Here is a 23,878-nt window from a genome sequence, read left to right on the forward strand (position 1 = left end):
CTTTTTACATAACCAATCTTTACGGGTGTTTTCATTACACTAAAATTTTAGTGTATCGCTATTTCAGGACGGGACATCTTAAAGAAACAAAAAACCCTTACATTTCTGTAAGGGTTTTGTTTTACTTGTGGTCCCACATGGGCTCGAACCATGGACCCCCTGATTATGAGTCAGGTGCTCTAACCAGCTGAGCTATAGGACCCGCAAAATGCGGTTGCAATATTACTACTTATTTTATTATGGTGCAAGGAAATTCGGCGCTTCTATACTATTTCTTGACACAATTCTATTAATACACCATTTGTAGTTTTAGGATGTACAAAGGCAACTAGTTTATTATCAGCTCCTTTTTTAGGAATTTCGTTTAAAATAGTAAAGCCTTCTTCCTTTAAACGTGCTATTTCTGCAACAATATCTTGTACCTCAAAAGCAATATGGTGTATGCCTTCCCCTTTTTTGGCTAAAAATTTTGCTATAGGGCTATCTTCCTTTGTTGCCTCTAACAATTCAATCTTATTTGGCCCTGTCATAAAAAAAGAAGTTTTAACTCCCTCAGATGCTACTTCTTCTTCCTTATAACAAGGGGTTCCCAATAGTTTTTCAAACAAAATATTAGATGTTTCTATACTATTTACAGCTATACCAATATGTTCTATTTTCTTCAAAATGTTACTATTTTTAGATATGAATATACGTAAAAACTAAATTACTCAATATTCTGCGTACTTTTGTGGTATGGAAACGCAAAGACAGAAAAAAATAGCCGGAGTAATACAAAAAGATATTGTAGATATTTTACAGCGTGCTGCAATAGATGGCGGACTTAAAGGCACCTTAATCTCTGTGTCTAAAGTTAACATAACTACAGATTTATCTATTGCTAAAGTATACGTTAGTATTTTTCCTAATAAAGGTGCAGAAGAACTTTTAAAAGGAATACAGTCTAACCAACCACTTATAAAACATGAGCTTTCGCAACGAACTAAAAATCAATTGCGTAGAGTTCCTGAACTGTTATTTTATTTAGATGATTCTTTAGATTATATAGAAAAAATAGAAGATTCTCTAAAAGGAGAAGAAAATCCTATTGAGAATAGAGACCTTTTAGACAAAAGAAAAAAATACTAAACATTGGGCTTTCCTCTATACATTGCAAAAAGATACCTGTTTTCTAAAAGCAGTCAAAATGCAGTGAATATTATAAATTTCATTACTTTTTTTGTAATTGTTGTTGGTTCTGCAGCCCTTTTTATTGTTTTATCTGGTTTTGCTGGTTTAAAAGAGTTTAGTCTTTCGTATACTAACACTATTGATCCAGACTTAAAAGCCTTACCGCAAACGGGAAAATTCTTTTCTATTACCCCAGAACAAGAGGAGCAACTTTTAAAAATTAAAGGAATAACATCTTATTCTAAAGAAATAGAAGAGAAAGTTTATTTATCGCACCGACAAAAAAACCATATTGCTTATATAAAAGGGGTAGATTCTAATTACATTAAAGTAACAGGTATTGATAGTACTGTACAATACGGAGATTGGGCTATTAACTTTAAACAGGGTGTTACTGGTATTGGTATTGCAAATTTATTAGGGCTTACCATTAACCAATATAGAAACCCTTTGGTTATTCTAGCTCCAAAGCCTGGAAAAGGAAATACATCGCAACTAACGCTTAAGGCTAAACCTTATAATGAGCTTGCTTTAATCATGAGTGGCGTATATGTTATTGAAGAAAATATTGACAAAAAGTATGTTTTTGCAGATTTACCATTAGTACAAACCTTACTAGAAAAAGAAAATACGCAAGTATCTGGCATAAATTTTAAAATTTCGGACGCTGCTACTTTAAATGATTTAAAAAAGAAAATAGCCGTTGTCTTACCAGCAGTTAATATTAAAAACAGAAAAGAATTAAACAGTACGCTTTACAGAATGCTAAATACCGAAAACTTAGCTACCTACCTTATTTTTACATTGGTTTTAATTATTGCTCTTTTTAATGTTGTTGGTGCTATAATAATGATGATTCTTGATAAACAACAAAACTCTAAAACTCTTTATAATTTAGGAACCACCATAAGCGAGCTTAGAGAAATTTACTTTTTACAAGGTGTTTTAGTAACTAGTTTAGGTGGTTTTATTGGTGTTCTTTTAGGCTCTTTATTAATTGGTTCGCAGTTAGCTTTTGGATGGTTAAAAATTACCCCAACCTTATCGTATCCCGTTCAATATAACTTTAGTAACGTACTAATAGTTTTAGCAACAATTATTGTGTTAGGAGTATTGGCTTCTTTAGTTGCCAGTAGAAGAATTTCTAAAAAATTAATTACTGCTTAAAATGAGTAACGAGTAAATTAAAAAAAACTTGATACTCCGTACTTACAACTTAATACGTTAGACTTTTGCATACAACACCTAAAAGCCAATAGCCAATAGCCAATAGCCAATAATCTATCTACGAAACTGATAATTTCCAAATTTTTCTAGAACGGCATCAAAAGTAGCAAAGACATCTTTAGAAGCATCACTAGTAACCATTTTCATTCTATATTCTTTAAAGTCTGGAATGCCCTTAAAGTAATTTGTGTAGTGTCTTCTGGTTTCAAAAACACCCAATTTTTCGCCCTTCCAATCTATAGACATTTGTAAATGCCTACGTGCGGCTGTAACACGTTCTTCCATAGTTGGTGGTTCTAAATGCGTTCCTGTATTTATAAAGTGTTTTACTTCTTTAAAAAACCAAGGATACCCAATGCTTGCTCGCCCAATCATTGCCCCATCTAAACCATATTCATCACGCATTTTTACAGCAGCTTCTGGGGTGTTTACATCACCATTTCCAAATACAGGAATATGCATTCTTTGGTTATTTTTTACCTCGGCAATAGGTTTCCAATCCGCATCTCCTTTATACAACTGCGCTCTAGTTCTACCATGAATGGCTATAGCTTTACAGCCAACATCTTGTATGCGTTCTGCAACCTCAACAATTTTAATAGAACTCTCATCCCACCCTAATCTGGTTTTTACCGTAATAGGCAGCTTGGTATGTTCTACCATTGCTTTGGTTAAAGACACCATTAAATCTATGTCTTTTAAAATTCCTGCTCCAGCTCCTTTACTAACTACTTTTTTTACAGGACAACCAAAGTTAATATCTATAATATCTGGGTTAGATTTTTCTACTATCTCTACAGAGCGTAGCATAGTATCTAAATTAGCGCCAAATATTTGAATCCCTACTGGGCGTTCTTTTTCATAAATATCTAACTTCATTACACTTTTTGCAGCATCACGAATTAGTCCTTCCGAAGAAATAAACTCGGTATAAACCACATCTGCTCCTTGTTCCTTACACAAAGCTCTAAAAGGTGGGTCACTTACATCTTCCATAGGTGCAAGTAATAACGGGAAATCTGGTAATTGTATGTCTCCAATTTTTGGCATGGTACAAATTTACTACTATTCCAGTAGCTGTAAAAACAGAAAATGCTACTATCTTAGATTTATGTTTTTAAGCTTTTCTATTCCGTATGAACCTATTCTCTTTGGAATAAAGATTAATGTGCACCTAATCTTAGAGTATTTAGCTTTTTTTATTGGCTTTCAATACTACCGTTTTTTACGCAAAAAAAACTCCGATTTAATATCGTCTACAAACCGCTTATCAATAATTATTGGTGCTATTTTTGGAGCTTTATTCTTATCTAGGTTTGTTGCTTTTTTTGAAAACCCTGTACTACATTATAACCAAGGGTGGCTTTCTATTCTAAACAATAAAACAATTATGGGTGGCCTATTTGGTGGCCTTTTAGGGGTAGAGTTGATTAAAAAATATATAGGCGAAAAAACCTCTTCTGGAGACCTTTTTACATTACCCATTATTGTAGGGCTTATCATTGGTCGTTTAGGTTGTTTTTTAGCAGGCACCAATGAATTTACTTATGGTATTGTTACTAATAGTTTTCTTGGAATGTATTTGGGTGATGAATATTTAAGACACCCCATAGCGTTATATGAAATAGTATTTCTAATTTTCCTATTGGCCTTTTTAAAAAACCTTATTAAAAAGAATACGTTAGAAAATGGAATGCTTTTCAAAATCTTTATGATTAGCTATTTTATTTTTAGGTTCTGCATAGAATTTCTAAAACCAAACTCTTTTTTAGTACTAGGCCTAAGTACCATTCAATATTTATGCATAATTTGTATGTTCTATTACGCTAAGACTATAAAGCGCATACTCTCTTTTAAATAACTATTTTATGCCTACAAGAAATTATACCTATTACGATTTTACTTTAAGTCTTTGCCCAGAATGTTTACGAAGAGTAGATGCCAAAATTGTTTTTGAAAACGATAAGGTATATATGCTTAAAAACTGCAAGGAGCACGGTAATTCCAAAGTTTTAATAGCAGATGATATAGAGTACTATAAAAACATAAGAAACTATAACAAGGTTTCAGAATATCCAAAAACTTTTAATACCAAAACACATTATGGCTGCCCTTATGATTGTGGTCTTTGCCCAGATCATGAGCAACACTCATGCCTTACCGTTGTAGAACTTACGGATCGTTGTAATTTAACCTGCCCCACTTGTTATGCTTCTTCATCTCCAAGTTATGGTAGACATAGAACTTTGGAAGAAGTAAAAAAAATGCTCGATGTTATTGTAAAAAATGAAGGAGAACCAGATGTAGTACAACTTAGTGGTGGGGAGCCTACGATACATCCTCAATTTTTTGAAATTTTAGAGTATGCAAAAACACTTCCTATAAGGCATTTAATGCTAAACACCAATGGAATTAAAATTGCCAAAGATTTTAAATTTGCAAAGCGCTTAGCGACCTATATGCCAGATTTTGAAATTTACCTTCAGTTTGATTCTTTAGAGAATACCGTTTTACAAACCTTACGTGGTGCAGACTTAGCAGAAACAAGATTAAAAGCCTTAGAACACTTAAATAAATTAAACCTCTCTACAACACTTGTAGTTACCTTGCAGAAAGGACTTAACGACCATGAAATGGGTAAAACAATTGATTTTGCTCTGCAACAAAAATGTGTGCGTGGGGTTACTTTTCAGCCCATACAAATAGCTGGTAGGTTAGATAATTTTGAAGCAGATGAAAATAGAATAACCCTAACCGAAGTTCGAAGAAAAATTTTAGAGCAATCCCCAATTTTTGAACCAGATGATTTAATACCTGTACCTTGCAATCCAGATGCGTTAGTAATGGCATATGCCTTAAAAGTTGGTAATGAGGTAAGTCCTTTAACAAGGTATATAAACCCCGAAGATTTGTTAAATGAAGGTAAAAACACCATAATTTATGAGCAAGACCCTGAGCTACATGGTAAAATGATAGACCTTTTTAGTACTGGAAATTCTGTAGAAAAAGCAGAAGAAAATTTAAAAAGCATTATGTGTTGTTTACCAGAAATAGATGCTCCTAATTTAGGCTATGATAATCTTTTTAGAATTATAATTATGCAGTTTATTGATGCACATAATTTTGATGTTCGTGCCATTAAAAAATCTTGTGTTCATATTGTTAATAAAGACTATAAAATTATACCGTTTGAAACTATGAACCTTTTTTATAGAGATGATAAATTAAAACGCTTAAAAGAACTACAAAACGAAATATTATGAATTTAATTCTACCCTTAGAAGTTGGTAATTTAGATGGATTAGTTACATTTCTTTTTGCCTTAATGTTTGGGCCAGCAATCTTATTATTAATAATAGGGTTTATTTTAAGAGGTAATGGAAAGCTAAAAGCTGGTAAAGTATTTTTTATCTTGGCAGGTGTTTACTTATTAGTAAGTTTAGGTGTTTGTGGTGGATTAATGGGAGGATTTTAGTATTATATTCTTCCTCGCTCTGCATTACGTTTAGTCTTTTTATTACTTTTAATTTTTTCATTACCAAACTTATATCTAAAAGAAAATTTAAAAAGCCTATTCTCTCTTCTTGTATAGGTAGTATTATTTTGGTCTGCATAGATTCTAGAGCTAAAATCATTACTTTGTCTAAAAATGTCTGAAACTCCTAAGGAAATACTAGCTTTTTTATTCCATAGTGTTTTTCGTAAATCTATATCTAGACTATTTATAGATGAATACCTATTATTACCCAAAATTAATGGGGAATAATACCTAAAATTAACGTCGGCCATTAAGCTTTTATCTGTTAAAAGGGTAAAACTGTTTCTAAACCTTGCAACATAATACGGCAAACTATTTTCTATTAATTCATTAGAACCAAAATCTATAAATTCATTTTCTTTATTCATAACAGAAAACAATACATAAGTATCCCAATAAGATGTAATGTTTTTATTAAAAGATACATCTATCCCATAAGAAATATTACTATTAATATTATAACTTAAATAGCGTAATAAATTAGAGTCATTGTCCTGGAAAACTTGCTCTCTGTATTGGTTTTTTTCATTTCTGTAAAAAACCTCAACGGCATATGTTTTATCATAAACATATTCTAAAGCCAAATAGTTTCTTGTTGCAGGTAGTAAATTTGGATTCCCTTCTATTACAGAATTATTATTTTGAAAATATTGAAAAGGGTTAATTTTATTATACCTGGGTCTATTAATTCTTCTGTAGTAATAAAGTCTTAAATTATTCTTTTTACTAAGCAAATAATTTAAAGAAAAGGAAGGGAATAGTTCTAAATAACTTTTCTTGTTTTTAATACCAGTGGTATTTAAAAAGCCTATAGTTTCGGTATATTCTGCACGCAAACCGGTATTTAATTTAAAGTTACTCCATTTTGTATTAAAACTAGAATATGCAGCAAAAATATCTTCATCATAACTAAAGGTACCATCTTCTGTAGGGTTTATTCCTGGTTGGTTTCTATCAAAACCCTCTTGTTTAATGGTGTTTTTAGATTCTATTCCTGCATAGCGTATACCTGCTTCTATGCCTGCTTTTTTTCCTATTGGAGTTATGTAATCTATTTGTGCATTGTATAAATTTATTTTTTGAAAAAAGTCTGTATTAAAATTGTTTTCTCCTATTAGTTCTTCTTCAGAATTAAAAAAAATTGTGCTTAAGTTTTGGTTTATAGTTGCATCATAAAATGTATAATGAGAACCAAAAGAAATTTCTTCTCCTTTTTTTCTTAATTTATGTATCCAATCTAAATAATAAGAGGTATTTAGCTTATTCTGATTACCGGGTATAAAAGTGTTAAAACTAGAATTATCACCCTCTTCTTCTATTCTCGTTTTAGAGGCAACAAATCTGTCCTCTTTTGGTGTTATAGTATTAAGGCTATAAAGACTTATATGGTTTTTATCATTTAAATAATAATCAAAATATAGGCTTATTAAATGCTTGTTTTGTTTGTGAATACTTTCTTGGTTAGCAGTCCAAATAGAATTCGGGATATCATTCTCAAAAAAATTAGTAATATCTGTGAATTTGGTTGTTTTTTTATCTTTAGTAAGGGCATAGTTTATAGAAAAATCTGTTTTATTTCCCTTAAAATAATGGTCTGTACCTAAAGTGTTTTTGGCAAAAACTCCTTGTTTATAAGTCCCGTATATTGCACCATTATACCCTTCAGATAATTTTTTTCGCATTACAATATTAATAAGCATTCCTCCCTCTGCACTATATTTTAATGGCGGATTGGTAATTACCTCTATAGATTCTACATTACTTGCACTAGTTCCAGATAAAAAATTAAAAATATCTTCTTTTGGTAAATTAATTTTACGACCATTAATCATTACCCCTATTTTATCTTCTCCCTTAATTTGTATTTTATCCCCAGAAATAAGTACCGACGGTGTTTTCTTAAGAACATCCCAAACATCTGAATCTGTTAAAGCAGTATTAGCAATGTTATAAACCAATCTATCTGCTTGTCTTTCCAATCTAGGTTTTTGTAGTGTAACAATAACCTCATCTAGATTTTGTTCTATTAGAGGTATTATAATTGGATCAATAACAATATTAGAATCCATGTTAATCGCAATAAAGGACGAATAATTTCCTATATAACTTGCAGAGATGTAATACTTTCCTTTTTTTAATTTTTCTATTGTAAAACTTCCGTCTTCATTAGTAGAAGTGCCTTTTAAAAGTACCGAATCTAATGATCTTACTACAACGGTAGCATAAGAAATTGGATTCTGAACACCATCAACAATCTTTCCTGAAACAGAAAATTCCTGAGCGGAAACAATAAAAGAAATAAAAAAAGACCATAAAAAGAGTAGGTAATTTTTATTCATATAAGATTTAGCTATGCAGTAAATATATTAAATATAAATAAGAATAAACTTACGATTTGTGTGGCTTTGTAAAAACAATAATATAAAATAAGAAAAAGAGGGTTTTTCCATAATAAATCTTAAACCCAGTTTCTATTTTCTATAAAATGCATATATATCAGTACTTAAATTAAGCTATATTTGCAATTGCTTTTAAATACCGTATACTACGGTAATAAAGAAATATAATTGCTCATTTTGTTCCTATGAAAAATATTAGAAATTTCTGTATCATTGCTCATATTGATCACGGTAAAAGTACTTTGGCAGATCGGTTATTAGATTTTACGGGGTCTGTCACTGATCGAGAAAAAAAAGAGCAATTACTTGACAGCATGGATTTGGAAAGAGAACGTGGTATTACTATTAAAAGTCATGCCATACAAATGGAGTACACTTATAAAGGAGAGGAATATATTCTTAATTTAATTGATACTCCTGGTCACGTAGATTTTTCATATGAAGTTTCTAGATCTATTGCTGCTTGTGAGGGAGCTCTTTTAGTGGTAGACGCTGCGCAAAGTATACAAGCACAGACTATTTCCAATTTATATTTAGCATTAGAGAACGATTTAGAAATTATACCGGTACTTAATAAAGTAGATTTACCAAGTGCAAACCCAGAAGAAGTAACCGATGATATTGTAGACCTTTTAGGTTGTGATGGAGAAGAGGTTATTCCTGCAAGTGCAAAAACTGGTATTGGTATAGAAGAAATTTTAACCGCAATTATAGAGCGTATTCCTGCGCCAAAAGGAAATCCAGACGAACCATTACAAGCTTTAGTTTTTGACTCTGTTTACAATCCTTTTAGAGGAGTAGAAACTTATTTTAGAGTTATTAATGGCGAAATTAAAAAAGGGCAAAAAATTAAGTTTGTTGCTACTAATAAAGATTATTTTGCAGATGAGGTAGGCACATTAAAACTTACGCAAGAAATTAAAAAAACCATTAAAGCCGGTGATGTTGGGTACTTAATTACTGGAATAAAAGATGCTCGCGAAGTAAAAGTAGGAGATACTATTACCGATGCTGCAAACCCAACAAAAAATGCAATTGATGGTTTTGAAGATGTAAAACCAATGGTATTTGCTGGTATTTACCCTGTAGATACTGATGAATTTGAAGAACTACGTGCATCTATGGAAAAATTGCAGCTTAATGATGCTTCCTTGGTTTTTGCACCGGAAAGTAGTGCTGCTCTTGGTTTTGGTTTTCGTTGTGGGTTCTTAGGAATGCTACATATGGAGATTATTCAAGAACGTTTAGAGCGTGAGTTTAATATGACCGTTATTACCACAGTACCAAACGTTAGTTACCATGCATATACACGTAAAGATCCAGAAGAAGCTTTAATTGTAAATAACCCTACAGATTTACCTGACCCTTCAAGTATTGATCGTGTAGAAGAACCATATATTAAAGCTACAATAATTACAAAGTCTGATTTTGTTGGTAATGTAATGTCTCTTTGTATTGAAAAAAGAGGGCAAATTACGAACCAAACCTATTTAACAACAGAAAGAGTAGAGCTTAATTTTGATATGCCTTTAGCCGAAATTGTTTTTGATTTTTATGACCGTTTAAAAACAGTTTCTAAAGGGTACGCTTCTTTTGATTACGCTCCTATAGGCATGCGTACTTCTAAATTAGTACGTGTAGATATTTTATTAAACGCACAACCTGTAGATGCTTTATCTGCCCTTATACACGCAGATAATGCGGTTACTATTGGTAAAAAAATGTGTGAAAAACTAAAAGAGCTTATACCAAGACAACAGTTTGATATTCCAATACAGGCTGCTATTGGAGCCAAAATAATATCTAGAGAAACTACAAAAGCATTACGTAAAGATGTTACTGCAAAATGTTATGGTGGTGATATTTCTCGTAAACGTAAACTTTTAGAGAAGCAGAAAAAAGGTAAAAAACGTATGCGCCAAGTAGGTAATGTAGAAGTGCCCCAAGAAGCATTTATGGCTGTATTAAAGCTAAATGATTAAACAAATAAGGTCTTAGAGTTTCTAAGGCCTTTTTTATTAAGCTATAGTTTCATAAAAGAAGTAATATTTCTCCTAAATCGTATTATTAAAAATAATTTAGGAACACCTATAAAAAATACTAGTAATTCTTCCTATTTTTGTTTTCCAAAATTTCCCCAATAAATGACATTATATATTGCACTATATACTGCTAAACACAGCATTATTCAAGTAGAGGAAAACTCTATTTTTACTTGGAGACAAGAAAGTGGAGACATAGATGAGTCTATGTTAATCAAAAAAATAAAAAGAGAATCTTCTGTTCATTTTTTTGAAATGATAGCTGGAGAAAACTATCCTATTAAAGAAGAAGACATTACCGTTACTATAAATAAAGCAAAACCTTTTTCTTAGACTTATAAAGAAATTTGTTTCCCTAGATATACTAATTTATAGCCTTTTGTAATTGCTTCTTTTTCTTTGCCATAAAAGGATATAATCTCAATAGTATCCTCTAAATTTTTTATAAAAATGGGCACTATATGCTCGTCTATTTTCGTAATCTCTATTAGTTTTATATAATGCTCAGGACTTTCTATTTCTATTTCATTTATATTAGGATATTTTCTTGCTGCTTCTGTTAATTTAATAAAATCATCGGAATGGGAAAAAAGGCCTTCTCTAGGGTTATTTTCTGCTTCATTCATTTCCTCTGTGTTTACAATTCTAAAAGCACCATTCTCTCCAAATTGGTCTTTAAACTTATCTATAGCAACTTTATTAATTTCAGAATTACCTGTAAGAGCCATTAAATACCCCATATCATTTAACTCTATATTATCTTCTAATGTATCCGAAAAAATATTAGCTTCTATTGCTTCTAAACCTAGTTTTCTTGCTTTATCTACATTGGTCTTGTTATTATCTATAAGTACCACATGTCTATTGTTTTTAGCTAAATATTGTCCTATTAATCTAGAAACCTTAGAAGCTCCTATAATTAATATTCCTTCAGACTTTACTAAAAACACACCTATTAATTTTGCAAATAACCTAGCAGTAGTAGCGTTAAGTAAAACCGTACCTAAAACAATCATAAAAACAAGTGGTGTAATGTATTCTGCTCCAGGCTCTCCTCTTGCTATTAATTTAGACCCAAATAATGAAGCTATACCAGCTGCCACAATTCCCCTTGGTCCTACCCAACCAATAAATAGCTTTTCATTCATTTTTAAATTAGAACCTTGCGTGCTTAAAAAAACTCCTATTGGCCTTATAAGAAATACTATTACAGCAAAAAGTGCAAGTGTTTTCCAGTTTAAAATTAATTCCATATCCGAGATATTAATATTCGCAGCTAATAGAATAAATAATATAGATATTAAAATTACACTTAAAGACTCTTTAAAATATAACAGCTCTTTAAGGTTTGGTAAGTTGTTATTGCCTATTACCATTCCCATAACAACTACCGCAAGTAAACCAGATTCATGAGCAAAAATATCGGAAACAACAAAAACCAAAAGCACCGTTGATAAAGACACTACATTAAGAAGATAATGAGGAATAAATTTTTGCTTAATAGAAACAACTAAGCCATGAGCAAAAGTGAAACCAAAGGTTGCTCCAAATAACAATATTTTTCCAAACTCTATTAATGCTGTTTGCGTAAAAGCTTGTCCTTCTCCTACTACTATAAACTCATAAACTAAAACAGCTACTAAAGCTCCAATAGGGTCTATTAATATTCCTTCCCATTTAAGAACTGCCGACACGTCTTTCTTTAAAGGAATATTTCTAAGTATTGGTGTAATTACTGTAGGTCCTGTAACAATAATAAGTCCAGAAAAAAGAAATGATACTTGCCAACTTAGATTAAAAATATAATGAGCTGCTAAACCTGCTCCAAAAAAAGTAACTACAGAACCAAGCGTAATTAGCTTTGTTATAACAGGGCCTACGTTTTTAATTTCGGACCTTTTTAAGGTTAACCCCCCTTCAAAAAGAATAATACTAATAGCTAAGGAAACAAAATAATATAAACTCTCTCCAGGGAAAAGACCTTTTGTACCATTCCAAATAGGTTCTATTAACTTTAACCCGTCTTCTGTATATAATGTGGAAACAGGGCCAACTAGTAGTCCTATAAGTATTAACGGTAAAATAGCTGGTAATTTTAGCCTCCAAGCAACCCACTGCGCTAATATTCCCAAAATAACAATACCCGCTAATTCTACCATAAATTAAATTTTTAGAAATTTAGTTTTTTTATTTTAATTATGTGTTTTTACAGGACTTTAATTCCTAAATAATGTATTATTTTACTTGTTCTAAACATTTAAGCGTGTAAAACAAATATATTTATTTAACACTATATTTTCTATATGCTTTTATCCATTAATTGGTTGGGGGTTTTTACAAAACAATAAGTGTTACCTATTATTTAACTGCCAAAAATAATTTTACTTTCTGTTAGTAAAAAAGAGTGTAAAATTAAGGAATACTTTCCAAAACAAAGAACCATAAAATACAATGAAAACAAGCAATCATATTTTAAATAATGCTATTGCTTATAGTAAACTACCTCGGGGCAAGCCCACGAGGTATTAAGAAAAATTAGTATTGGTTTCGACGCAAGCGTCGGAGCATTTAAATCTTGATTATCGAGTAAATAACCTTAAGCTGTTAAAAAACACCCAATAAAACCTTCTAATTCTTAATTTACTTTCTATATTTCTTATTTTGCAAAAATTCATTTTTTTATGAAACTACACCCTATAGAAACTGGTAATTTTAAATTAGATGGTGGTGCAATGTTTGGCGTTGTTCCCAAAACAATCTGGCAAAGAACAAATCCTGCAGATGCTAATAATATGATAGATATAGCTGCCAGATGTTTATTAATTGAAGATGGAGAAAAATTAATATTGATTGATACCGGAATGGGCAACAAACAGTCCGAAAAATTTTTTAATTACTATTACCAATGGGGAGACTATACCTTAGATAATTCTCTAAAAAAAGCTGGTTTTCATAGAGATGATATTACCGATGTTTTTATGACCCATTTACATTTTGACCATTGTGGCGGAAGTGTGCAATGGAACAAAGACCATACAGGTTATGAGCCCGCATTTAAAAATGCGACCTTCTGGACAAATGAAGAACATTGGAAATGGGCCACCCAACCTAACGTGAGGGAAAAAGCATCTTTCTTAAAAGAAAACTTATTGCCAATGCAAGAAAGTGGCCAATTAAAATTTATAGAACGTGGAGAAACTTCTTTCCTAAAAGAATCTGAATTAGGTTTTGGAATACTGTTTGTTGATGGTCATACTGAAAAACAAATGCTTCCACACATAAATTATCAAGGAAAAACTCTTGTATTTACGGCAGATTTAATCGCTACAGTTGGTCATTTGCCTTTGCCATACGTAATGGGTTATGACACTAGACCACTAGTAACTTTAACAGAAAAAGAAGTATTTTTGAAGAATGCAGTAGATAAAGAGTATCTCTTGTTTTTTGAACATGATGCACATAACCAAATGTGCTCTTTAAAAACTACAGAAAAAGGAGTGAGATTAGAAAACACCTTTACGTTTAATGATTATTTTAATTAAGCTTAAAACATTTTAAATTATAACTAATAAATTTTATATGACTATTAAAATTTCTAAACCATTTGCAGGATTAGCTTCTGCACTTTTATTAATGAGTTGCGGTGCAACCAACCTTGTAACTACTCCTGTAGAAAACATAGATAAAACACCACTTAAAATAGCAGACCTTACTGAAAAAGAAAAACAAAATTGGGGTCATTTAGATTTAGTTACAGATACTATTCCTGGAATGAGTGTAGATAAAGCCTATAAAGAGCTTATTCATAACAAAAAAGGAAAAAAAGTTATTGTTGCTGTTTTAGATTCTGGAATGGATTTAAAACATGAAGATTTAGATGGTGTGCTTTGGACCAACACTAAAGAAAAAGCGGGTAATGGAAAAGATGATGATAATAATGGTTATGTAGATGATATACATGGGTATAATTTTTTAGGAGAGTCTTATAATGAACAATTAGAATTTGCACGTATGTTACGCTTAAACATAGGAACACCTACTATGCTTGCAAAAGCTAAAGCGGAACTAGACAAAAAATACCCAGAAGCTTTACAAAATAAGCAGCAATACGAACAAATTTTACAACAAGTAAAAACATCGGACGCCGCAGTAAAAAAACTTTTAGGAAAAGACACATACACTAAAAAAGATTTAATAGGTATAAAATCTGAAGACCAGGCTATGCAACAAAATGTTGCAGTGTTAATGCAAATGCTTAATTATGCTGATACAATTCCTGAAGTTCTAGAAGAACTTAATGGTGGAATAACACACTTTACAGAAAGTGCTAATTATAACCTAAATAAAGACTTTAATGGTCGTAAAGAGGTTGGCGACAATCCTTATGATATTAAAGATTTAGGTTACGGAAACGGAAATCCTCAAAATAGAGTAGATGATGAAAGCCACGGTACGCATGTAGCTGGTATAATTGGTGCAGAACGTAACAATGGTAAAGGAGCAAATGGTGTAGCAAACAATGTTGCAATTATGAGTATAAGAGCCGTACCTAATGGCGATGAATATGATAAAGATATTGCATTAGGAATACGTTATGCGGTAGACAATGGTGCAAAAATTATTAACTGTAGTTTTGGAAAATCTTTCTCTCCAAAAGCAGAATGGGTATACGATGCTATTAAATATGCTGCATCTAAAAATGTTTTAATTGTACACGCAGCTGGTAATGATGGTCATAATATAGACGATGCCAACAATCCTAATTTCCCTAATGATCATAATAACTATTCTGGTACAGAAATAGCTAATAATGTAATTACTGTTGGTGCTTTAACAGAAAAATATGGCTCAGAAATGGTAGCGTCTTTTTCTAACTATGGTTTACAAAATGTAGATGTATTTGCTCCTGGTGCTGCAATTTATTCTACAATACCTGGTAATAAATATAAATCTATGGGAGGAACTTCTATGGCTGCCCCTGCTGTGGCAGGTGTTGCGGCACTTATTATGTCACAATATCCAACCTTAAAAGCTACACAAGTAAAACAAATAATTATGCAGTCTGGTTTAGCACCACATGCTAAAATTATACTTGGTGGCGATACTACTAACAGTAGTACTTTAGATAAAGTTTCTAAATCTGGGAAAATTGTAAACGCCTATAATGCTTTATTAATGGCTAAAAACGTTTCTGCAGGAAAAACACAGTTATAAATTCATAATACACGCCTTAACTCCTTAAATTTTTAGGGAGTTAAGGCATTTTTTTTACGACTAAAAAAAATAAAAACGATGAAAAAACTTCTCCCTTTTTGTGCTTTATTAGTGCTTGGTATTACAAGTTCTCTTTTTGCACAAAACAATACAGGCTATTGGCAACAACATGTAGATTATACTATGGATGTTTCTGTAGATGTAAAAACATATCTATTTTCTGGAACACAATCTTTAGTTTATACCAATAACTCACCAGACGAAATTTCTAAAGTTTATTACCACTTATATTTTAATGCTTTTCAACCAGGTAGTGAAATGGATGCAAGGCTTCAAAGCATTAAGGATCCTGATGGAAGAATGGTTACCGAAGAGAAAACAAGTAGAATAGCTCCATTATCAGATTCTGAAATAGGTTTTTTACATGCCACTTCATTAAAACAAGATGGAAAAAAAGTTACTTTTTCTGAAGCAGGTACCGTTTTAGAGGTACAATTAGCAAAACCTATTGCTTCTGGAGAAAAAACTACCTTAGAAATGGTTTTTAAAGGGCAAGTTCCTGTTCAAATTCGTCGTTCTGGGCGTAATAGTAAAGATGGTATTGCGCTTTCTATGAGCCAATGGTATCCTAAACTAGCAGAGTACGATTTTGAAGGTTGGCATGCAGACCCATATATAGCAAGAGAATTTCAGGGGGTTTGGGGAAATTTTGATGTAAAACTTACTATAGATAAAAATTATACGGTAGGCGGTACAGGATATTTGCAAAACCCAAACGAAATTGGTCATGGTTATGAAAGTCCTGGAACTAAAGTTAAAAAGCATAAAGGAAAAACATTAACCTGGCATTTTAAAGCTCCTAAAGTACACGATTTTATGTGGGCTGCAGATCCAGATTATATTCATGATACGTTACAAGTAGAAAATGGTCCAATGCTTCATTTTCTTTACCAGGGAAAAGACGCAGAGATTAAAGAAAACTGGGAGAAAGTTCAGCCTAAAGCAGCAGAAATGATGCAGTATTTTAGCAAAAATATTGGCAAATACCCTTATGACCAATACTCTATTATTCAAGGTGGTGATGGTGGTATGGAGTATGCTATGAGTACTTTAATTGCTGGCGGCAAAAAATTTGGAAGCCTAGCGGGTACTACTGCTCATGAAATGGCGCATGCATGGTTTCAACATATTCTAGCCACTAATGAAGCTAAACACGCTTGGATGGATGAAGGTTTTACAACTTACATATCTACTTTATGTATGAATGAGGTAATGCAGCAGAATAAAAGCTTTCCTCTAGAAAGGTCTTATAAAGGGTATTATTATTTAGTAAAATCTGGACTAGAACAACCACAAACAACCCATGCAGATAGGTTTGATTCTAACATGCCATATAGTATAGCGGCCTACAGTAAAGGGTCTATCTTTTTAGCACAATTAGGCTATATCATTGGAGAAGAAAAATTACAAGAAACTATTAAAAAATACTATTCCGATTTTAAATTTAAACACCCAGTTCCTAATGACATAAAACGTACTGCAGAAAAAGTAACTGGCTTAGAATTAGATTGGTATTTAACCGATTGGACACAAACAACCAATACTATAGATTACGGAATTAAAGAAGTAATAGCAGAAGGAGAGAAAACAAAAATAACCCTAGAACGTATTGGGTTAATGCCTATGCCTCAAGAAATTCTAGTAACTTATACAGATGGTACAAAAGAAACTTTTTATACAGCTCTACGAATGATGCGTAGTGAAAAAGAAGGAATACAAGCTACTGTATTACCAGATTGGCCTTGGGCTTTTTCTACCTATGACTTTACAATAGAAAAGCCTATTGGTAAAATACAGTCTATTGTCTTAGATCATACTAACTTAATGGCTGATGTGGACCGTTCTAATAACGTATGGGAATTATCAGCCAAATAATAGCCAATTATTAATCATTAGGGTAAATAACTTTAATATAAAAAACAGTACTTTATTTATGACTTTGTCTTACCCTAAAAAAGAAAAACTAAAAAGCAAAAAGCGCATAGAACAGTTGTTCTTAGAAGGCAAAAATGTTACTAGTTTTCCTTTAAAACTAATCTATTTAGAAACTGCTCTTCCAGACCAAATAAAGGTACAAACGGGGGTGGCAGTTTCTAAAAAAAGATTTAAAAGTGCTGTAAAAAGAAACCGCGTAAAACGTTTACTTAGAGAAGCTTATAGACTTAATAAAACCATAGTTACGGACAATACCGAAAGGAGCTATGCGTTTTTAATTTTATACATTGGTAAAGAAATGCCAACCTATTCTGTAATTGAAAAACAATTGCAACATTTATTTAAAAAATTTAATGCCAAAACAAATGCACAAATTGGTTAAAAAAAAGGTTTTAATCCCTTTCATTGCAATAGCTATTTTAGTTACTGGTTCTAGTTTTAAAAGTGATTTCTTTGAAATAGCGAAACAAATAGAAATATTTACAACGCTTTTTAAAGAGCTAAACATGAATTATGTAGATGAAACCAACCCTGCAGAATTAATGGATACTGCTATTAAAAATATGCTGGAAGATTTAGACCCGTATACCAAATTTTTAAATGAACAGGATGTTGAAGCATATAAAATTAACAATGCCGGCGAATACTCTGGAATAGGTTCTTTAGTGCGCTCTTATAAAGATAAATTACTAATCGTAGAACCATACAAAGACTATCCTGCAGATAAGGCTGGTTTAAAAGCTGGTGACGAAATAATAAAAATAGGAGATATTAATGTTGCCGATTTTGACGATAATGCCAGTGAGCTTTTAAAGGGTGCTAACGGTACTTATGTAACGGTAACATACAAAAGACAAGGAGAAACCAAAACAACTACAATTAAAAGAGAAGGAATTGAAGTAGATGCCGTTCCTTTTTACAAAATGGTAGATGGTAAAACCGGATATATTGTTCTTTCTAAATTTAATGCTAAAGCATCAGACCAAACAAAAGAGGCTTTAAAAGATTTAAAAGGAAAAGGAGCAGAAAAAATAATTTTAGATTTAAGGGGTAATCCAGGCGGATTGCTTTCAGAGGCTATAAATGTTACCAATCTTTTTGTTCCTAAGGGAGAACTTATAGTTACGACAAAATCTAAAGTAAAAAAGTTTAATAGGGAGTATAAAACTAAAAACAAAGCAGTAGATACAGAAATACCTTTAGTAGTTCTTGTAAATGGTAGAAGTGCTTCTGCTAGCGAAATTGTTTCTGGTAGTTTACAAGATTTAGATAGAGCCGTTATTATGGGAGCCAGAAGCTTTGGAAAAGGCTTGGTACAACGCCCAATGAAACTTACATACGGCACACAGCTTAAAGTTACCATATCTCGTTATTACACAGCCTCTGGAAGGTGTATACAAGCATTAGACTATTGGAATAGAGATGATAGCGGAAACGCCGTTAGAAACACAGAATTTAATGATTTTAAAACCCGAAACGGTCGTAAAGTACAAGATGGTGGTGGAGTTTTACCAGATATAGAAATTGAAGCGGCAAAAACTAATAACTTAACAAAAGCCCTATTAGCTAGCCATACTATTTTTGATTATGCTACAACATATAGTTATAAAAATAAAGTAGAAGATGTATCAAAATTTTCTTTTACAAGTAATGATTTTGAAGGTTTTAAAACCTTTGTTTCTAATAGCGATTTTTCTTTTGAAACTAAATCCCAAAAAGCCTTAAGGGAGGCTTTATCTGGTGATGATAAAGAAATTTATGGTTCTAATGTACAAGACGGGTATAAAAATTTATTAGCCGAAATGGAAAAAAGTAAATTAAACGCTTTAGATACCTTCCAAAAAGAAATACAAAAGAACTTAGAGGACGAAATTGTAAAACGTTATTTCTATAGAGAAGGTCTTTATAATTACTATTTGCTAAAAGACGAAGCTATTCTTGCTGCTACAGAGTTATTAAATGCCAATGAAAAATATACTTCTATTTTAAAGTAATTGTTTAAAATTCACAAGAAGCTTCATCCGATTTAATATAATGTTTTCTATAGTTTTTGGCTTTAGGGTTCATACATCCTTTTAGATTTTTTATCCGTACATTTTTAAAATCTAACGGCTGGCCTTCACTTTGTAGAGCAATAAAACCCTCTGTTAAAGGTTGTCCATCTTTTTTTACCTTAGGATTATGTCCTTCTATTGGGCCTCCTCCAATTGATGGTTTTGTATAGGTTAATACCAGTTCACCATTAATAATATGTTTTACAATAGAGTCTCCTAAAACTATTAATTCTGCTTTTACCCACTGCCCTTTAGGGTATGTTTTAGAAGAAGATTTTATACAATGTTTTGTAGCTTTTACTCCATTATATACAATATCTGTACCTGGAGAACACATATTTCCTGTTGGTCTTTCTGTTCCTTTCTCTATTTCTGCCAAAAATTGCATTTCTACAGAAATAGGCCAATTCTGGTCTTTTAGCATTGTTTTAGGGTCTTGAGAATGAAACATAACCCCACTATTTAAATTTGTGTGTTTTGGTGCTCCCAAATACCAATCACCAACAAACCTATAATCCATTTCTAAATGAAAATAAGAATAAGGCGTATCATAATACAAATGACCAAAACGGTCATTAAAATCTCCCTCATACTTATCATATCTAACTTCTAAAATACTGTCATTTACTCTAAACGTTTCTCCAAAATTATCGCCAGTTTCATAGTGTTGTATTTTGGTTGTCCACCCGCTTAAATCTTTACCATTAAATAAATTTTTCCATTCTTTATCATCTTCCTGAGCTGTTGTAAATCCAGAAATAAGACAACAGAGCAATACCATTATTACCTGTAAAAATGAACTCGCGTTTTTTAAGTTTTTGTTAAATGACATAAAGCTATTTTTTGTAATTTTTTATAAGTTAGTCCCTATTTTATAAACTGCTAGAATTATTTTAACAAACTAACAAGTTGGTGCTTTCTTTTTATACTTCTGTTTTTTAATTAAAATAAGGCGTTCCGCTAAATAATGCGTCTTTTACTCTAGTATTTATCTCTTTTTTAGAAAGCATTCCATGAGTAAAACAAACCCATAAGTTTGTTTCTTCTTTTTTAGAATAATAAAATCAATCCTTAAAAATAGGGGTATTTACCAAATTTACTAAAGCCACATCCTCTTGTTTTAACAAGCGTTTGGAGCGTAAATATCTATCTACATTATAGGCATCATAATTAGCAGCACTACTATCTGTACTCCCAATTTGTACACGACCTGTACCAGAAGCATGTATAAACTCTTTATTGCCAATCCACATACCCACATGTACTACTCTCTCTTTGGTAGAGTCTGTTTTTTTTCTTCCGAAAAAGAGCAAATCTCCTTTTTGAAGAGTATTAAAATTACGAACAGAGTCTATTTCTTTGCCTGTATGTACTTGTTGTGAAGCGTCTCTAGGAATTACCATCCCATTTAAGAAATAAATGCTTTTTGTAAAACCGCTACAATCTACTCCTTTAGTAGAAGTGCCTCCCCATAAATAAGGCAATCCCATAAATTTTTTAGAAGTAGTTACTAAATTTTCTCCCGTAGGATTAACAGTAGAAATCCAATTATCATAATCCATTGCTTGGGTCTTTAAAACAAATCCTTTTCTACCATCAGGAAAACCAACTTTATAAAATTCTTTTTCTTCTCCTAAAAACTCCATAATACCTCCAGCAACAACATCCGATAGTATTTGCGATTCTTTATTCGCTATGGAATAAACATATCCCGTAGTATTGGTAAATATTATTTTTGGCACCTTTTTCCATTGTAAATAGGCTTCATGATTTAAGACCGTAATTGCACCAAAATCTACCCAAGAAATATATTTATCTGGTGTTTGTATTAAAAACCAATCCTCTTCTCTTTTTAAAACGTTAACAGGTGTTCCTAATGTTGCCTGTGTGGCCAATTCTGCAGAATGTTTTGCATTACTCCTAATATTTGCTACAGAAATGGTAACAATGCCTTTTGTTTTTCCTTCCAAATCTGCATTTGGTAACATAGTAATACTGTCTACAAAAGTTAGGTTCTTTTCCTTTAAGTTTTTCTTTAAGGCTTCTACTGCGTTTGGTACATTACTTTCTCCGTTTAAAATATAGGTATCCTTCTGTTTTGTTGCCGCAATAGAAAACAAAGCAACACGCTTATCTGGAGCATATTCTTCTCGTATTTCATCTATTTCTGCCATTAATGGTATTTTTTCTAATTTAGTTTCGTCTATACAAGAAGAAACTAAAGTTCCAGTAAAAAGCAGCAATAACAAGAACCTATAAAGCAAATTCATTTCTATTTTTTTCTGAAAATTAAAACTTTTTAAGGACTTACCTCCTTAATCTTTAAAACTATCTTCTTCATTTTGACTAATTTTAACGCCTAACGTATGAAAAAACTAAAAGTAATAGAACTTTTTGCGGGTGTTGGCGGATTTAGACTAGGGCTCGAAAAAACAAATAAATACGAGGTTGTTTGGTCTAACCAATGGGAACCAAGTACAAAAACACAACATGCCTCCTTGGTGTATGAAGCTCGTTTTGGTTCTGAAAATCATAGTAATGAAGATGTTGCAAGTGTGTTAACTTCTAATATACCAGATGCCGATGTTTTAGTGGGTGGGTTTCCTTGTCAAGATTATTCCGTTGCTACTACCTCTCAAAATTCTAAAGGTCTTATTGGTAAAAAGGGAGTTTTATGGTGGTCTATACATCGTATTTTATCAGAAAAAAAGAATGCACCTAAATATCTCTTTTTAGAAAATGTAGACCGTTTGTTAAAATCTCCCACTTCACAGAGGGGACGAGATTTTGCTATTATGTTACAAAGTTTAAATGCTTTAGGCTACGCGGTAGAATGGCGCGTAATAAATGCTGCAGATTATGGAATGCCACAAAGAAGACGGCGTATTTTTTTCTTGGCTTACCATAAATCTACAACTGCTTATAAAAATCTAAAAAAAGCAAATAAATTAAATTGGATTAGTACTAAAGGCACTATAGCTAAAGCTTTTCCTATTTTACCCCAATTAAAAATAGACGCCACCTTTTCTTTAGAAGAAGATTTAGTAACACTTTCTAATGCCTTTAATAAAGAAGGAAAACTATCTCCTTTTTTAAATACAGGTGTTTTTTGTGATGGAACCGTTTATACTTCTAAAACCCAGCCCAAACAGGAAACCAAGAAAACTGTTTTAAAAGATATTTTACAAAATGGAGAAGTAACTCCAGAATTTTATATTGATAAAAAAGACCTTCCTAAATGGGAATATTTAAAAGGTTCTAAAAAAGAAGTTAGAACTGCAAAAAGCGGATTTACCTATAATTATAGTGAAGGTTCTATGGTTTTTCCCGATGCTTTAGATAATGCATCTAGAACTATTATTACTGGTGAAGGGGGCAAAAGTGCCTCTAGGTTTAAACATGTTGTTGCTACTCCAAAAGGGTTGCGAAGATTAACTCCTATAGAACTGGAGCGTTTAAATATGTTTCCAGATAACCACACCAAACTAGATGGAATATCGGACACTAAAAGGGCATTTTTTATGGGAAACGCTTTAGTTGTTGGCGTAGTAGAGCGTATTGCTAAAGAATTATTTACTACTATTAATTCTTAAAAATGGGAGTCCAAAGTAATTTTACAACGGACTTACAAAAAGAAAAAGACCTTGCTGTTTTTTTAGATACGCTTTACCATAAGCATTTAAAAAAGTATTCTACAAAACGTATACAAGATATTAAACAGCAATTCCTGGGGGTTGATGTTTTATTTACGAATAAAGAAACTCAAGAAGTTTTTAAAATAGATGAAAAAGCCCAACTAGATTATATTGGAGATGATTTACCAACTTTTGCATTTGAAATTAGCTATTTAAAAAAAGGTTCTCTTAAAAAAGGATGGCTTTTTGATACTACCAAAACCACAGATTTTTACGCGCTTATTACAGCTATTTATAAAGATGAACCCAATGCTTTTACCTCTTGTAAAATAACCTTTGTTAATAGAGAAAAATTAATTGCGCTACTACATTCTAAAAATATTACCCAAAAAACACTTTCTAATTATATAGCGTTGGATTCTAAAATTCAAGGCAAAATAAAAATTAAAGAACTACATAGTTATAAAGAAGGATACCTTTATTTATCGTCTACAAATAAGCCCGAAAAACCATTAAATTTGATATTAAAACTAGATTATTTAATAGAAAAAGGGGCTGCAAAAAGGCTAATATAATTTTTAATACAAACTATTGGGTTGGTTTG

At 31.8% G+C, this 23,878-nt stretch carries 20 protein-coding genes and 1 tRNA gene; 14 read left to right on the plus strand and 7 right to left on the minus strand.

Going from position 1 to position 23,878, the window contains the following annotated elements; all coding sequences use genetic code 11:
• Nucleotides 1–128: 128 nt before the first annotated feature.
• Both Q0820_RS16365 and mce read right to left on the minus strand, forming a co-directional pair.
• Nucleotides 129–202: transfer RNA gene (locus tag Q0820_RS16365), tRNA-Ile, on the minus strand.
• A gap of 61 nt (nucleotides 203–263) precedes the next feature.
• Nucleotides 264–665 carry a methylmalonyl-CoA epimerase gene (mce, locus tag Q0820_RS16370; protein ID WP_298489279.1) on the minus strand — a complete coding sequence of 134 codons (402 nt, stop codon included), beginning with the start codon at nucleotides 663–665 and terminating at the stop codon, nucleotides 264–266.
• Between the two features lie 70 nt (nucleotides 666–735).
• Between mce and rbfA the strand changes: the two genes are divergently transcribed.
• Both rbfA and Q0820_RS16380 read left to right on the plus strand, forming a co-directional pair.
• Nucleotides 736–1,128, plus strand: a complete 393-nt coding sequence (rbfA, locus tag Q0820_RS16375; protein ID WP_298489280.1) for a 30S ribosome-binding factor RbfA — start codon at nucleotides 736–738, stop codon at nucleotides 1,126–1,128.
• 3 nt (nucleotides 1,129–1,131) lie between these two features.
• The gene (locus tag Q0820_RS16380) at nucleotides 1,132–2,337 is read left to right on the plus strand and encodes an FtsX-like permease family protein (protein WP_298489282.1); all 1,206 of its coding nucleotides are present in this window, start codon (nucleotides 1,132–1,134) and stop codon (nucleotides 2,335–2,337) included.
• Between the two features lie 114 nt (nucleotides 2,338–2,451).
• On the opposite strand, the gene dusB is transcribed toward Q0820_RS16380, so the two are convergent.
• Nucleotides 2,452–3,447, minus strand: coding sequence for a tRNA dihydrouridine synthase DusB (gene dusB / locus Q0820_RS16385; RefSeq protein WP_298489284.1), 996 nt, complete (start codon nucleotides 3,445–3,447; stop codon nucleotides 2,452–2,454).
• Nucleotides 3,448–3,508: 61 nt separating this feature from the next.
• On the opposite strand from dusB, the gene Q0820_RS16390 reads away from it, so the two are divergent.
• From Q0820_RS16390 to Q0820_RS16400, 3 genes are read left to right on the plus strand one after another with little or no spacing between them, the layout of a single operon-like run.
• Nucleotides 3,509–4,258 (plus strand): prolipoprotein diacylglyceryl transferase family protein, encoded by a 750-nt coding sequence (locus Q0820_RS16390; RefSeq protein ID WP_298489286.1) that lies wholly within the window; start codon nucleotides 3,509–3,511, stop codon nucleotides 4,256–4,258.
• A 7-nt stretch (nucleotides 4,259–4,265) separates the two neighbouring features.
• The gene (locus Q0820_RS16395; protein ID WP_298489288.1) at nucleotides 4,266–5,660 is read left to right on the plus strand and encodes a radical SAM protein; all 1,395 of its coding nucleotides are present in this window, start codon (nucleotides 4,266–4,268) and stop codon (nucleotides 5,658–5,660) included.
• On the plus strand, nucleotides 5,657–5,872 hold the full coding sequence (locus Q0820_RS16400) for a hypothetical protein (RefSeq protein WP_298489290.1): 216 nt from the start codon (nucleotides 5,657–5,659) through the stop codon (nucleotides 5,870–5,872). The genes Q0820_RS16395 and Q0820_RS16400 overlap by 4 nt, the downstream gene beginning before the upstream one ends.
• 2 nt (nucleotides 5,873–5,874) lie before the next feature.
• Here Q0820_RS16400 and Q0820_RS16405 read toward each other — a convergent pair whose 3' ends face one another.
• Entirely contained in the window at nucleotides 5,875–8,274 is a 2,400-nt protein-coding gene (locus Q0820_RS16405) for an outer membrane beta-barrel family protein (protein ID WP_298489292.1), read from the minus strand.
• A gap of 245 nt (nucleotides 8,275–8,519) precedes the next feature.
• Here Q0820_RS16405 and lepA point away from each other — a divergent pair, with 245 nt between their 5' ends.
• Both lepA and Q0820_RS16415 read left to right on the plus strand, forming a co-directional pair.
• The gene (gene lepA / locus Q0820_RS16410; RefSeq protein WP_298489294.1) at nucleotides 8,520–10,316 is read left to right on the plus strand and encodes a translation elongation factor 4; all 1,797 of its coding nucleotides are present in this window, start codon (nucleotides 8,520–8,522) and stop codon (nucleotides 10,314–10,316) included.
• A gap of 162 nt (nucleotides 10,317–10,478) precedes the next feature.
• Nucleotides 10,479–10,709: a GTP-binding protein LepA gene (locus tag Q0820_RS16415; RefSeq protein WP_298489296.1), complete on the plus strand. Its 231-nt coding sequence runs from the start codon at nucleotides 10,479–10,481 to the stop codon at nucleotides 10,707–10,709.
• Nucleotides 10,710–10,711: 2 nt separating this feature from the next.
• Here the strand turns inward: Q0820_RS16415 and Q0820_RS16420 are convergent, their stop codons facing one another.
• On the minus strand, nucleotides 10,712–12,535 hold the full coding sequence (locus Q0820_RS16420) for a sodium:proton antiporter (protein ID WP_298489298.1): 1,824 nt from the start codon (nucleotides 12,533–12,535) through the stop codon (nucleotides 10,712–10,714).
• 522 nt (nucleotides 12,536–13,057) lie between these two features.
• Between Q0820_RS16420 and Q0820_RS16425 the strand changes: the two genes are divergently transcribed.
• From Q0820_RS16425 to Q0820_RS16445, 5 genes are all read left to right on the plus strand, one after another.
• Complete coding sequence (locus Q0820_RS16425) at nucleotides 13,058–13,918, plus strand: MBL fold metallo-hydrolase (RefSeq protein ID WP_298489300.1); 861 nt, start codon at nucleotides 13,058–13,060, stop codon at nucleotides 13,916–13,918.
• A 37-nt stretch (nucleotides 13,919–13,955) separates the two neighbouring features.
• Nucleotides 13,956–15,590: a S8 family peptidase gene (locus tag Q0820_RS16430; protein ID WP_298489302.1), complete on the plus strand. Its 1,635-nt coding sequence runs from the start codon at nucleotides 13,956–13,958 to the stop codon at nucleotides 15,588–15,590.
• A 78-nt stretch (nucleotides 15,591–15,668) separates the two neighbouring features.
• Complete coding sequence (locus tag Q0820_RS16435) at nucleotides 15,669–17,525, plus strand: M1 family metallopeptidase (protein WP_298489304.1); 1,857 nt, start codon at nucleotides 15,669–15,671, stop codon at nucleotides 17,523–17,525.
• A 58-nt stretch (nucleotides 17,526–17,583) separates the two neighbouring features.
• Entirely contained in the window at nucleotides 17,584–17,967 is a 384-nt protein-coding gene (rnpA, locus tag Q0820_RS16440; protein WP_298489306.1) for a ribonuclease P protein component, read from the plus strand.
• Entirely contained in the window at nucleotides 17,951–19,579 is a 1,629-nt protein-coding gene (locus Q0820_RS16445) for a S41 family peptidase (RefSeq protein WP_298489340.1), read from the plus strand. Before rnpA ends, Q0820_RS16445 begins: the two co-directional genes overlap by 17 nt.
• Before the next feature lie 4 nt (nucleotides 19,580–19,583).
• On the opposite strand, the gene Q0820_RS16450 is transcribed toward Q0820_RS16445, so the two are convergent.
• Entirely contained in the window at nucleotides 19,584–20,471 is an 888-nt protein-coding gene (locus tag Q0820_RS16450; protein WP_298489308.1) for a DUF1080 domain-containing protein, read from the minus strand.
• Between the two features lie 232 nt (nucleotides 20,472–20,703).
• A complete protein-coding gene (locus Q0820_RS16455) occupies nucleotides 20,704–21,909 on the minus strand; it encodes an SH3 domain-containing C40 family peptidase (protein WP_298489310.1) in 1,206 nt (401 codons plus the stop codon).
• 96 nt (nucleotides 21,910–22,005) lie between these two features.
• Here Q0820_RS16455 and dcm point away from each other — a divergent pair, with 96 nt between their 5' ends.
• Both dcm and Q0820_RS16465 read left to right on the plus strand, forming a co-directional pair.
• Complete coding sequence (dcm, locus tag Q0820_RS16460; RefSeq protein ID WP_298489312.1) at nucleotides 22,006–23,232, plus strand: DNA (cytosine-5-)-methyltransferase; 1,227 nt, start codon at nucleotides 22,006–22,008, stop codon at nucleotides 23,230–23,232.
• Nucleotides 23,233–23,234: 2 nt separating this feature from the next.
• The gene (locus tag Q0820_RS16465) at nucleotides 23,235–23,849 is read left to right on the plus strand and encodes a hypothetical protein (RefSeq protein ID WP_298489313.1); all 615 of its coding nucleotides are present in this window, start codon (nucleotides 23,235–23,237) and stop codon (nucleotides 23,847–23,849) included.
• Nucleotides 23,850–23,878: the final 29 nt, after the last annotated feature.

Source organism: uncultured Maribacter sp. (assembly GCF_947495965.1).
Classification (GTDB): domain Bacteria; phylum Bacteroidota; class Bacteroidia; order Flavobacteriales; family Flavobacteriaceae; genus Maribacter_B.